The organism is Streptomyces sp. NPDC020379, from assembly GCF_044387105.1.
In the GTDB taxonomy this organism is placed as follows: Bacteria; Actinomycetota; Actinomycetes; order Streptomycetales; family Streptomycetaceae; genus Streptomyces.
Genome location: NZ_JBIRVR010000016.1, coordinates 159,125 through 171,508, shown reverse-complemented (window position 1 = coordinate 171,508; position 12,384 = coordinate 159,125). Strand labels below are relative to the sequence as shown.

Here is a 12,384-nt window from a genome sequence, read left to right as displayed (position 1 = left end):
CGGGCTTTCTGGGGGGGGGGGGGGCTGCGGGGGCGGCCGGGGGCCCCGGTGATTCCCTAACCACTGCCCGCGGGGCGCGGGGGCCCGGGGGGCGGGGGGGGGGGGGGCCCCCGGGCCCCCGCGCCGGCGCTTCTGCTATGGCCGGCGGCGCGTCCCGCTCGCCTGCCGGCCCCGGCGGTGCGCCACTGCGGCAGGGCGCACCGCCGGGATTGCCGCGGACAGGGTCAGGCGACGGTCCCGGCGGGCGCGTCCTCCTCGACGGACGCGGTCAGCACCCCCGCCTTGGTGAACTCCTCCATGAAGCTCGGGAAGGACAGCTTGACGTCCTCGAAGCCCGAGAACCGGTTGGCGGACTGCATCCGCAGACCGGCCACGAACAGCGACATGAAGATGCGGTGGTCACCCCAGCTGGACAGCGTCACTCCGCCGGGGTACGTCTTCGCGCCGCGGACCAGGAAGCCGTCGCAGACCCCGTCGGCGTACAGGACCTCGATGTCCACGCCGGCGCGGGTCAGTTCGGCGGCCATCGCCTCGATGCGCGACGCCTTGTGGAACCGGGTGAGGCGTCCGCCGGTCACCCGCAGGCTGCCCTGCACGTACGCCCCGAGGGCGGCGAGCGTGGGGACGATGTTGGGGCAGTCCATCACATCGACCTCGAAGTCGCCGCACATGCTGCCCTGCGGGTTGTCGACGATCAGCGACAGGTTCTCCTTGTCGAAGGTGACACTCACCCCGAGCTTCTCCAGGATCGGGACGATCGCGAACTCGCCCTGCATGCTGTCGCCGTAGACGTTGGTCAGGACGGTCCGGCCCGGGAAGAGCGCGGCGGCGGCCAGCAGGTACGAGGCGGAGGTGTAGTCCTCGTGGATGGTCACGTCCTGCGTCCGGTACTGGGAGGGCTCCACGTGGTAGTGGCGCATGTCCTCCGACGCGGACACCTTGATGCCCGCGTCGGTCAGGCTCGCCAGCGTCTGCCGGATGTACGACTGGGAGTAGACCTCGCCCGTCACCTCGATGTCGACCGGGTTCTCGGCCAGCGGCGCGGCGAACAGGATGGCGGTGATGAACTGCGAGCTGATGTCGCCCGGCAGCCGGCAGGTGCCGCCCTTCAGGCCGCCTCCCCAGTTGACGACCGGGGCCTTGCCCTCGTCGGCGATCGACTCGATGTCCGCGCCGAGGTCGCGCAGGGCGTCCAGCAGGGGCGCCATCACGCGCCTGCGCAGGGTCGCGTCACCCGTCACCACGACCGGTGTCGGCAGCGCGGAGGCCAGCGCCGTCACGACGCGGAACACCAGGCCCGAGCCGCGGGACTGGATGACGCGCCCGATGTTCGGGAGGGTCCCCCCGATGCCCTTGATCTCCAGGAACCCGTCGTGCTCGGTTATCTCGGCGCCGAAGGCACGGCAGGCGCTCTTCATCGTCTCCGTCTCGTCGCAGCGGAGGTCGTTGTAGACGCGCGACGTTCCCTCGGCCAACGTGCCTACGAGAATGGCGCGTTGCGTCTCCGGCTTCGAGGAAGGGACGCGGAAAGTTCCGGAAAAGGACTCGATCGGATCAACCTTCAGCAGCATCGTCATGTCTCCCGTTTCGCATCGTTCTCCGCCTGATGTCTTGCAGGCGATGTCGCTTTGAGGTCTGGGCCGGCGGTATTCGCGGAGTGGGAACATGTCGTCCACCGCTTGGCGCTTCGGTGTCGGGGCGGGAGTCGGAAAAACTCTCCTGGCGCGCATGGCAGCCCTCCGCCGGCGTGGAGGGTGCGATGGGGATTCTGCGTGCCGTGGGGTGCGAGCGGCAATAGGTCCATCTGCCCATGGCGTTTCCGGCGCAAGGTGGTTCGGACCTCCTTGCCGAGGGGTGGCGCTGTCGTCGGTGCTCAGCGGCATCACCGGGGCCGGCCAGGGGGGACCTAAGTCCTATTCTGAGCAGCCCGGCCCCGTGCGAGGCTGTGGCAGCGCGATCAACGCATTGAGGGCTGTTCCGGGATTCAGGTCCGGGTTCATCCTTCGGTTCCGAAAGGCCCGCCTTTCACTGCCGTCGACCGGCCCGCGGCCGGGCACATCCATGCTTCCTGTGAACCGTGAGGCGACAAAACCATGTCCAGCGCAATCCTGTTCTTGAACCGCTGGCCCTTGTACGAGGACAAGCGGCGCTGGGAAAACCGCCTGGCCGCCCCCGAGTTGGTCTTCGACCCGGAGACCGACCGCGTCACGTATCTCTGCGACGAGTTCGGCCGCAGCGGCGTGCCCGCCGGCGCCGAACGGGTTCATGTCGTACCGGACTTCGGTGATGTGGACGGTGTGCTGGAGCTCGTCGATGCCATCGTCCGCGAAGAGGGCCCGTTCGATCACGTCATCGGCTTCTCCGAAATGCTGCTCGACCTCGCGGCGACCCTGCGCGAGCGGTACGGCATCCCGGGCCCCGGTGTCGAGGAGACCGCCCGGTTCCGTGACAAGAGCGTCATGAAGGAGCGGGTGTCGCGGGCCGGCCTCCGTGTGCCGCGCTGGGCGCCCTGCCGGACCGAGGAGCAGATGCTCGCGGCCGCCGAGGAGTTCGGCTACCCCGTGATCGTCAAGCCGGTGCGAGGGGCGTCCAGCCAGGGGGTGCGCGAGATCGCCTCGGCCGGGGAGCTGCGGGCCCTGTGCGCCGAACGGAGCCTGGACGACCTGGAGATCGAGGAGTTCGTGCAGGGCGACATCCTGCACGTCGACGGCGTCCTGGACGCCGAGGGCAAGCCGCTCTTCCTGTGCACCTCGCGCTACATCTCCAGCTGCCTGGACTACGAGGCCCTGGGCGCGCCGCTCGGCTCGGTCTTCCAGACGGACCCCGAGGTGCGCGACCGCTGCGAGGACTTCGCCGTGCGCTGCCTGGACGCGCTCGGCCTGCGCAGCTCCGCCTTCCACCTCGAACTCTTCGACACCGGCGAGGAGCTGGTGTTCCTGGAGGTCGGGGCCCGGGTGCCGGGGGCCGACGTGTCCTATGTCATCAACGACGTCCACGGTGTGAACCTCTGGCGGCTGTGGGTCGATGTGCTGCTCGGCCGCCCGGTGGACCTGCCGGTCCCCGACCCGGAGCTGAGCGGCGGCTGGCTGATCATCCAGGGGCCCAAGCCGCTGCCCCGGAAGGTCACCGCGGCGACCCCGCTCCTGGGTCACGTTCCGTATGTGTACCGCGAGCTGGTGCCGAGTCCGGGCGAGGTCCTGGTCTCCCGGCCCGGCTCGTACGCCACGCTCCAGGGCGGCCGCTTCCTTTTCCGGGGCGGCACCCAGAAGCAGATCGAGGCGGCCGTGCGCCAGGCGAACGAGCAGTACCGCCTGACGACCGAGCCTGTCGCGTAGACCGCCCGAACCATCGCGTGCCATAGGCAACAGAACCATCGAGTCCGGAGGAAGACGTGGACCAGTTGAGCCATGCGGAGCTGGTTGAGAAGAAGTTCGTGCTGTTCGCCGAGGAATGCTTCGGACTCTTCACGAGCAAGATTGCCGCCTCACTGGTCCGCTACAACGGGGACCGCTGCGTCGCCGTGATCGACAGCCTTCAGGCCGGCCGGACCGTCCAGGACGTGCTCGGCTACGGCGGCCCGATCCCGATCGTCAGCCGCGTCGAGGAGGCTCTGCACCTGAGCCCCGAGGTCCTGATCATCGGCAAGGGCCTGCACTCCGCGGACCTGCCCCCGTCCTGGAAGCCGCACATCCTCGCCGCTGTCCAGAACGGCCTGCACCTGATCAACTCGATCCACTACCGCCTCCTGGGCGACCCGGACATCGCCGGTGCCGTCCGGGCGAAGGGCGTCACGGTCTGGGAGACCAAGGACACCCCGCCGGTGCAGCTCAACAAGGCCCGTGTCCTGGACCTGGACACCTGGGTGATCCACACCTGCGGCAGCGACTCCAACATCGGCAAGAAGACCGCCGCCCTGCAGATCTGGAACGAGGCCAACCGCAGCGGCATCAGCACCGGCTTCGCCGCCACCGGCCAGAGCGGCATGCTGATCTCCGGCCACGGCATCGCGGTCGACGGCGTGCCCGGCGACTTCATGGCCGGCGCCGTCGAGCAGGTCGTCCTGGAGGCCGCGGCCGGCAAGGAATGGGTCGTCGTCGAGGGCCAGGGTTCGCTCAACCACATCGGGTTCAGCAGCGTCGCCCTCGCCATCCTGCACGGTGCCCTGCCGCACGCCCTGGTCTTCTGCCACCGCCTCGGCGCCGAGCGCACCAAGGTCTGGAACACGCCCATCATCCCCATCCCCGAGCTCATCCGTCTGAACGAGGAGCTCTCCGTCTTCGAGCGGCCCGCCAAGGTCGCCGCCATCAGCGTCAACAGCTTCGGCTACTCCGACGAGGACTACCGCCGCGAGGCCGAGAAGCTGGAGGTCGACACCGGGCTGCCCGTCGTCGACCCGGTCCGTGAGGGCGGCGCCCGGCTCGTGGAGATCCTCCGCGCCCACCAGCGCGAGACCGCGGCCCTGCACTCCGCCCGCCGGCGCTGAGGGCGACCGAGGAACTGCGAGGAGATGCACCGATGAAGCGAGCGATCCTGCTCCTCATGCACCAGGGCAAGTCGTACACCGAGGAGATCGCCGCGGCGGCCGCCGGGCTCGGCCTCGCCCTGGTCGCCCTCAGCTCCCGGCCGGAGACGCCGGGGGTCCTGGAGGCGAGCCGCCCGCACCTGGCGGACTGCGTGGTCACCGAGGAGCCCGAACTGGGCTCCGGAGACCTCGACAAGGCCGTGTCCGAACTCGCCGACCGGGGCTACCGGGTCGAGGCCGCCCTCGCCACCTTCGAGGGCTACCGGCTGCTGATGGCGGAGCTCAACGAGCGGCTCGGTGTGGCCGACTCCGCCGAGTCCGTGCTGCGCCTGTGCCTCGACAAGTACGAGCTGCGCCGCCACCTCTTCGCCGAGGGGCTGAGCGAGGTCCGGCTCCACCGGCTCACCCCCGGCGTGACGCCCGATCTCGATCCCTCCGCGCAGTGGTTCGTCAAGCCGGTACGCGGTGCCTCGTCCTTCGCGACCTTCGTCCTGAACGACGTCGCCGACCTGGCCGACCTGCCCGCTCTTCAGGAGCAGATGCGCGCCGACCAGCGCATGAAGGCCATCTTCATGGACCGCTACGACTTCCTCGTCGAGGAGTACGTCGAAGGCCCGGAGTTCAGCTTCGAGACCGTCGTCATCGACGGCCGGGTCCACCACCTGTGCGTCCACGAGAAGGCCCGCGTGGAACGCCTGGAGCGGACGGTCCTGGAGGGCATGTCGGTCAGCCCGCCCGTGAGCCTCGACCCCCGGCTCGTCCTGGAAGGAGCCGACCACGTCACCCGCTGCCTCACCGCGCTGGCGGAGCAGGGGACGGTCGCCGGCGTCTTCCACATCGAGGTCAAGTACTGGGAGTCGAGGAAGCGCTGGGAGATCATCGAGATCAACCCCCGGATGGGCGGCAGTCTCATCGACGCCAGCGTCCAGACCGTCACCGGGCACTCCCTCCTGGACCTGTGGACCGAGTCCCTGGTGCTGCCCGACGGCGAGCGGGACGCCTTCCACGACCGGCTCACCGGCGCCTCCCAGCTGGAGGCCCTGCGCACCGGCGCACCCACCCGGGCGGCCGTGTTCCTCAGCAAGTACGGGGAGAAGGGGCGGACCGTCGATGCGATCCGCTTCGAGCCGCCCACCCGCCCGCCCCGGATCCTGCGCATCCACGTGGCGGAGGGAACCGAACTTGACGCGTCCGACCGGGGGATCTGCCTGATGGACGCCCTGTGGGACGTGGCGGCCGACGACCTCGAGGCCGAGACCGCCTTCCTCGACCGACACGCGACGGAGCACTTCCAGGTCGGCTACCGCTGACCTGTGGCAGCACCCTTCGTCCCTTCCGTGAACATCCCCTCGAACCCTCTTGTGAAGGAGAACGCGATGAACCGCGTGCAGAACTCCGGGATCGCCTACCCGAAGCCGTTCTACAACGAGGAGCAGAGCCGTCTGAAGAAGGCCGAGCTCGACAGCTACCTGGACAAGAAGATGGCGGAGTGGAAGGCCACCGTCCCCTTCGCGTCCCACCTGACCGAGCCCGAGCTCCACCAGGCGTACTACCGCCGCACCCTCATCGAGCACGTGTGGCGCATCCGCCTCTCCCGGGTCAGCCAGTCCAAGGCCATCTACAAGATCGCCCAGGTCTCGCCCCGTGCCGCCCGTGACTACGCGCAGTACCAGGCCGACGAGATGCTCCACGACAAGCTGTACGTGAGCGACGCCGCGGCGGCCGGCGTCACCGAGGAAGAGATCCAGGCCACCGAGCCCTACCTCTCCACCCGTCTGCTGGAGGGCTTCTTCTACTACACGCTGGAGCACGAGTCGTACCTCGCCCCGGTCGTCTCCAACTACCTGGTCGAGTACACCCAGATCAAGCTCCAGCCGGCCATCGTGGAGAACCTCCAGGACCGCCTCGGCAAGGAGAACGTCAAGGGGCAGGCCGCCCACCTCCACGTGGACTCCACCGAGGACCACTCCCAGGAGATGTGGGACATCCTCCACCAGCTGCTCTTCAGCGAGGAGGACTTCCAGCAGGTGCTCAAGTACATCGACGACGTCCAGGACATCCTCGCGATGTTCTTCCGGGAGATCTACGAGGACACCGTCGCCAAGCACGCGCAGCCCGCCGCCGTGTGACCCGCACCTCCCCGGACCCACGCCGACGACAGAACCGGCACCCGGGGACGCCGGGCGCCTGAGGAGTGAACCGTCCGAGGGATTCGCGGGGGCCGTCCGTGCCCCCGCGTCGGACCGGAGACACAACGGGCAGTCCGCGAGCGCCCTGGCCGAGGGGCGCTCGCGGCCGCCGTCCCCGGCCCGTACGGGGCCCGGCCGCGATGCCGGCCGATGGCTCCTTGGAGCCGTCCCGTCTCCGCCGGGCGGCCGTCGCCGGGCGGACCCGTACGCGCCCCACCCCACCGCGCCCCCGCCACGCAGCAGAGAGGAACCCCGCCATGCCCGCAATTGACACAGCCGCGTTCGTCAAGGAATACCGCGAGAACGGCTTCGCGGTCGCCGAACGTCTCTTTGACCCGAGCGAGGTCGCCGCGCTCAACACCGCCATCACGGAGATCCTCGACGTCTCCGACATCGGCTCCGTCGCCGAAGTGGAGCCCGGCGACAACGGCATGGCGCGCCGGATCTGGTCGCCCACCAAGCAGCACGTCGCGTTCGAGCGGGCCGCCGCCCACCCCGGACTGCTCGACCACGTCGAGGCACTCATCGGCGGCAACATCCTGTTCCACTACAGCAAGCTCCACCTCAAGGCCCCGCAGGTGGGCAGTGTCGTGGACTGGCACCAGGACTTCGCCTACTACCCCCACACCAACACCGACCTGGTGACGGCGCTCGTCTATCTCGACGACACCACCACCGAGAACTCCGCCCTCCAGGCCGTCCCCGGCTCCCACCTCCGCGGCCTCGCCGACCACTACGTCGACGGCCACTTCCGCGGCAAGGTGGTCGGTGCCGACGCCCCGGACGCGGCGGACGCCGTGGCCATCGAGGCGCCCGCGGGCAGCGTGGTCTTCATCCACCCCCTGCTCCTGCACTACTCCTCCGCGAACCGCTCCGACCGCTACCGCCGCGCCTTCCTGCCGGCCTACCGGGCGGCCGACGCCTACCCGATCCACTTCGGCCCGCACGCCGGCCACAACGAGGCCGGGGTCAAGCTGCTGCGCGGCGAGGTGTCGGACACGGCACGTGTGGAGGCCGGGGCATGGCGTCTCCCGCTCGCGGAGCGTCCCTTCGGCTCGCTCTTCCAGCTCCAGGAGGGCGCCCACCAGACCGAGGACGCGGCGACCACCGGGTACGCCACACTGGAGGACGCGAAGTGACAGCCTCATGAGCACGCCGAACGTGACGGTCGTCCGCGCCTGCCTGCGGGGCGACGCGGGCGGCAGCCCGACGGTCGTCGTCCTGGAGGACGACGCGGACGGCGCGCCGCTGGGCGACGACGAGCGGCGCCGGATCCCGGTCGCCCACGGCACCTCGCACGCCGTTTACGTACGTCACGTCGGCGACACGACCGAGCTGCGCTTCTTCACCGCGGAGGAGGAATTGCCCGCCTGCGGGCACGGCACGGTCGCCGCTCTCGCCTTCCTCGCGGCACGGCACGGCGGCGCCGGGCCCTACCGGGCCACCCTCCGTGCCGGGGGGCGCGTCTTCGCCGGGCGGGCCGAGCGCGCCGGTGAGCTGATCACCGCCGCCTTCGACCCCGGCCCCGTCGATCTGCGCGAACCCACCGCGGAGGAACGCGCTCTCGTGCTTCCGGCCCTCGGTCTCGCGCCGCACGAGGCCGGGCCGGACGTCCGGATCGCCGGTGTGGGCCGCGAACGCGTTCTGGTGCCGGTCCCCACCCGGGACGTGCTCGCCGGGCTGCGTCCGGACCTCGACCGCCTCAGGGCGGTCTGCGACCGGTTCGGCCTGCTCGGCGCGTACGTCCACTCGGAGCCTTCGCCCGAGGGCGCGCTCGCGGCCAGGATGTTCGCCCCTTCGATCGGTGTCCCGGAGGACCTCGCCAACGCCAACAGCACGGCCTGTCTCGCCGCGCACCTGGCCGGCCGGGGAGTCCACCGGATCGCCGTCGACATGGGCGATTCCCTCGGCAGCCCGGCCACGGTCACCGCCACGGCGGGAGTGGACCTGAGGGTCGAAGTCGGCGGTCCCGCGCGGGTGATGACGGAGCGAGCGGCCGACCGGCTCTCCTGAGCGCGGCCGGGCCGTCTCGGCCGCGGCGCCGGCACTCCGGCCGGCCGGGCCGGTCACGCTGTTCCGTCCCCATCGAGGGCGGCGTCCGCCACAGGGCTGCCTGACGCGCGGACCGTGCTCACCGCCCGGCCCGACAGGCGTGGAGGACCCGACGCGTGAGGGCGCCCGAGCACAGCCATCACGGAGTTGGAGGGACAGCCAGTTGGACACCACCAGTCAGCGCCAGCCCGGCGAACGGATCGAGCCGCCGGGCGGGCAGGGCACCGAACGGGGGGCACTGGCCTGGCTGGTGGCCCGCGGCCTCATACCCGAGACGGCCCCCAAACGCGCCTTCGCCGTCGCGACCTTCATCAGCCTGATCGGCAAGGGCCTCTTCATGGCCGGGGCCGCGCTGTTCTTCACCCGCTCCGTGGGCCTCCCGGTCGGCCAGGTCGGACTGGCCCTGGGCGCCGCCGCCCTGATCGGACTCGGCGCCGGCATCCCCGTGGGCCACCTGGCCGACCGGTACGGCCCGCGCGAGGTCTTCCGGCTCACGCTCGTCGTGCAGGCCGTCGCCGTGGCGGGACTGCTGCTCGTGCGTTCCTTCCCGTCGCTGGTCGCGTGCCTGTGCGTGACCGAGCTCGCCGTCTCGGCCGGCACGGCCGCCCGCGGCCCGCTGAACCGCGCCCTGGGTGCCCCGAACCCCACCCGCTACCGCGCCTACCTGCGGGCCCTCAACAACATCGCCGCCGGCTGCGGAGCCCTCGCGGCCGGTGTCGTCATCCAGGTGGACACCAGGGCCGCGTACGTGTGCCTCATGCTCGGCATCGCCGTCCTGTTCCTCGCCTCCGCTGCCGCCTGCTCCCGCGTCCCGTCCGTGCCGCCGGTGGAGGTCCCGGCGGGAGGCAGCCGCTGGCCGGTGCTGAAGGACAAGCCGTACGTGGTGCTCACGGTCCTGGACGGCATCATGGCCATCCAGAACCAGGTGCTGGTCTTCGCCCTGCCGCTGTGGATCGCCGGACACATCGACGCACCACGGTGGTTCGTCGGCGCGAGCGTGGCCATCAACGCCGCCCTCGTGGTCTGCCTGCAGGTGCGGGTCAGCCGCGGTGTCGTCGACAACATGTCGGCCGGCCGCACCATGCGCCGCGCGGGGGCCGTGCTCCTCCTCGCCACCGCCCTCCTCGCGGCGGCGGGCGGCGCGCCCGGGTGGGTCGCCATGGTCGTCGTGCTGCTCGGCGTGATCTCCCTGACCTTGGGCGAACTGTGGTACGCGGCCGCCTCGTTCGAGCTGTCCTTCGGCCTCGCTCCCGAGCACGCGCAGGGCCAGTACTCGGGTCTGTTCGCCATCGGCCAGGGCCTGTCCAACGCGGTCGGCCCGCCGGTGCTCGGCCTGCTCTGCCTCGGCTGGGGCGAGCCGGGCTGGCTCGTCGTGGGAGCACTCTTCCTCGTCGCCGGCCAGTTCGTACCGCTCGTCGTGAGGTGGTCCGACCGCACGCGCACCCACACCCCGGGCTAGGCCGGCGCGGGACACGCCCCCGCCGGCCGTACCGGCCTGTGGATAACCCATCATCGGGTCCACTTGGGGAAGGATGGGGGACATGCCGAACCGCCTGGCGCATGAGACGTCCCCCTACCTCCTCCAGCACGCCGAGAACCCGGTCGACTGGTGGCCGTGGTCGCCCGAGGCATTCGAGGAGGCGCGGCGCCGCGATGTGCCCGTGCTGCTCAGCGTCGGGTATTCGAGCTGTCACTGGTGTCACGTGATGGCTCACGAGTCCTTCGAGGACGCGGAGACCGCCCGTTTCCTCAACGAGCACTTCGTCTCCGTGAAGGTGGACCGCGAGGAGCGGCCCGACATCGACGCCGTGTACATGGAGGCCGTCCAGGCCGCCACCGGGCAGGGCGGCTGGCCCATGACCGTCTTCCTCACCCCCGAGGCCGAGCCCTTCTATTTCGGCACCTACTTCCCGCCCGGGCCCCGGCCCGGCTCCCCGTCGTTCCCGCAGGTCCTGGAGGGCGTACGGGCCGCGTGGGCGGACCGCCGGGCGGAGGTCGGACAGGTGGCGGGGCGGATCGTCCGTGACCTGTCCGAGCGCACCCTCGCCCTCGGCATGGCCGAAGGGAAGGACGGTGCGCGGCCGCCCGCCGCCGAGGATCTGCACCAGGCGCTGATGGGCCTGACCCGGGACTTCGACGCCGTGCGCGGCGGGTTCGGCGGCGCGCCGAAGTTCCCGCCGTCCATGACCCTGGAATTCCTGCTGCGCCACCACGCCCGCACGGGCTCCGAGGCGGCCCTCCAGATGGTGCGGGCCACCTGCGAGGCGATGGCGCGCGGCGGGATCTACGACCAGCTGGGCGGCGGCTTCGCGCGGTACGCGGTGGACGCCACCTGGACGGTGCCGCACTTCGAGAAGATGCTCTACGACAACGCCCTGCTGTGCCGCGTCTACGCGCACCTGTGGCGGGCGACGGGATCGGACCTCGCGCGGCGCGTGGCGCTGGAGACCGCCGACTTCCTGGTGCGTGAGATGCGCACGGAGCAGGGCGGGTTCGCGTCCGCGCTGGACGCGGACAGCGCCGTGGCCGACGGTTCCGGCGCGCACGCGGAAGGGGCGTTCTACGTCTGGACCCCCGCGCAGCTGCGGGAGGTCCTCGGCGAGGAGGACGCGCTGTTGGCGGCCGCCCACTTCGGTGTCACCGAGGAGGGCACTTTCGAGGAGGGCGCGTCCGTCCTGCGACTGCCCGACCGGGAGCAGCTCTTCGACGCCGGGAAGCTCGCGTCGGTGCGGGCCAGGCTGCTGGCGGCGCGCGAGCAGCGGCCCCGGCCCGGCCGTGACGACAAGGTCGTGGCCGCGTGGAACGGCCTGGCCGTCGCCGCGCTCGCCGAGACCGGCGCGTACTTCGACCGCCCGGACCTCGTCCAGGCCGCGACGGACGCCGCCGACCTGCTCGTGCGCACCCATATGGACTGGCACGCGCGGTTGTTCCGCACCTCTCTGGACGGGACCGCGGGCACCCACGCGGGTGTCCTGGAGGACTACGCCGATGTGGCCGAGGGCTTCCTGGCGCTCAGCGCGGTCACCGGCGAGGGTGTCTGGGTCGACTTCGCGGGGCTGCTGCTGGACACCGTGCTGATCCACTTCACCGGTGAGGACGGCAGCCTCTTCGACACCGCCGACGACGCCGAGACCCTCATCCGCCGCCCGCAGGACCCCACCGACACCGCCACCCCCTCCGGCTGGACCGCCGCTTGTGGCGCGCTGCTGACGTACGCCGCGTACACCGGCAGCGGCGCGCACCGGGATGCGGCGGAGCGCGCGCTCGCTGTCGTACGGGCGCTGGGGCCGCGCGCCCCGCGCTTCATCAGCTGGGGGCTGGCGGTCGCCGAGGCGCTGCTCGACGGGCCGCGGGAGGTCGCGGTCGTCGGCCCGGAGGACCACCCGGCCACCCGTGAGCTGCACCGCACGGCCCTGCTGTCCACCGCGCCCGGCCTTGCCGTGGCGGTCGGCGCCCCGCCCGCGGACGGTGACGCGACGGGCGCCGAGGTGCCGTTGCTGGCGCACCGGACCCTGCTCGACGGCCGCCCGGCCGCCTATGTGTGCCGTGCCTTCACCTGCGAGGCGCCGACGAGCGATCCGGAGGTGCTGGCGGAGCGCCTGGCGGGGGAGGCGTGAGCGC

Annotated in this window: 9 protein-coding genes; 8 read left to right on the top strand and 1 reads right to left on the bottom strand. The window is 71.3% G+C overall.

Features of this window, described 5'->3' with window-relative positions:
• Nucleotides 1-224 precede the first annotated feature (224 nt).
• Nucleotides 225-1,571, bottom strand: coding sequence for a 3-phosphoshikimate 1-carboxyvinyltransferase (gene aroA, locus ACH427_RS21800; protein ID WP_398871498.1), 1,347 nt, complete (start codon nt 1,569-1,571; stop codon nt 225-227).
• Between the two features lie 522 nt (nt 1,572-2,093).
• On the opposite strand from aroA, the gene ACH427_RS21795 reads away from it, so the two are divergent.
• The 8 genes from ACH427_RS21795 (at nt 2,094) to ACH427_RS21760 (ending at nt 12,380) form a co-directional block, all read left to right on the top strand.
• Nucleotides 2,094-3,335, top strand: coding sequence for an acetyl-CoA carboxylase biotin carboxylase subunit family protein (locus ACH427_RS21795; protein ID WP_398871479.1), 1,242 nt, complete (start codon nt 2,094-2,096; stop codon nt 3,333-3,335).
• A 56-nt stretch (nt 3,336-3,391) separates the two neighbouring features.
• Nucleotides 3,392-4,483, top strand: a complete 1,092-nt coding sequence (locus tag ACH427_RS21790; RefSeq protein ID WP_398871477.1) for a DUF1611 domain-containing protein — start codon at nt 3,392-3,394, stop codon at nt 4,481-4,483.
• Nucleotides 4,484-4,515: 32 nt separating this feature from the next.
• Nucleotides 4,516-5,832, top strand: coding sequence for an acetyl-CoA carboxylase biotin carboxylase subunit family protein (locus tag ACH427_RS21785; RefSeq protein ID WP_398871475.1), 1,317 nt, complete (start codon nt 4,516-4,518; stop codon nt 5,830-5,832).
• Nucleotides 5,833-5,898: 66 nt separating this feature from the next.
• Nucleotides 5,899-6,651: an iron-containing redox enzyme family protein gene (locus tag ACH427_RS21780; RefSeq protein WP_398871473.1), complete on the top strand. Its 753-nt coding sequence runs from the start codon at nt 5,899-5,901 to the stop codon at nt 6,649-6,651.
• A gap of 317 nt (nt 6,652-6,968) precedes the next feature.
• Nucleotides 6,969-7,850, top strand: a complete 882-nt coding sequence (locus ACH427_RS21775) for a phytanoyl-CoA dioxygenase family protein (protein ID WP_398871471.1) — start codon at nt 6,969-6,971, stop codon at nt 7,848-7,850.
• A 7-nt stretch (nt 7,851-7,857) separates the two neighbouring features.
• On the top strand, nt 7,858-8,724 hold the full coding sequence (locus ACH427_RS21770; RefSeq protein WP_398871469.1) for a PhzF family phenazine biosynthesis protein: 867 nt from the start codon (nt 7,858-7,860) through the stop codon (nt 8,722-8,724).
• Nucleotides 8,725-8,926: 202 nt separating this feature from the next.
• Nucleotides 8,927-10,222, top strand: a complete 1,296-nt coding sequence (locus tag ACH427_RS21765; RefSeq protein ID WP_398871467.1) for an MFS transporter — start codon at nt 8,927-8,929, stop codon at nt 10,220-10,222.
• A gap of 82 nt (nt 10,223-10,304) precedes the next feature.
• Nucleotides 10,305-12,380 (top strand): thioredoxin domain-containing protein, encoded by a 2,076-nt coding sequence (locus ACH427_RS21760; protein WP_398871465.1) that lies wholly within the window; start codon nt 10,305-10,307, stop codon nt 12,378-12,380.
• Nucleotides 12,381-12,384: the final 4 nt, after the last annotated feature.

Excerpts from the sequence above, each read along its gene's own strand:
- aroA (WP_398871498.1), bottom strand. The coding sequence starts at position 1,571 with ATGCTGCTGAAGGTTGATCCGATCGAGTCCTTTTCCGGAACTTTCCGC.
- ACH427_RS21795 (WP_398871479.1), top strand. The coding sequence starts at position 2,094 with ATGTCCAGCGCAATCCTGTTCTTGAACCGCTGGCCCTTGTACGAGGAC.
- ACH427_RS21785 (WP_398871475.1), top strand. The coding sequence starts at position 4,516 with ATGAAGCGAGCGATCCTGCTCCTCATGCACCAGGGCAAGTCGTACACC.
- ACH427_RS21780 (WP_398871473.1), top strand. The coding sequence starts at position 5,899 with ATGAACCGCGTGCAGAACTCCGGGATCGCCTACCCGAAGCCGTTCTAC.
- ACH427_RS21775 (WP_398871471.1), top strand. The coding sequence starts at position 6,969 with ATGCCCGCAATTGACACAGCCGCGTTCGTCAAGGAATACCGCGAGAAC.
- ACH427_RS21770 (WP_398871469.1), top strand. The coding sequence starts at position 7,858 with ATGAGCACGCCGAACGTGACGGTCGTCCGCGCCTGCCTGCGGGGCGAC.
- ACH427_RS21760 (WP_398871465.1), top strand. The coding sequence starts at position 10,305 with ATGCCGAACCGCCTGGCGCATGAGACGTCCCCCTACCTCCTCCAGCAC.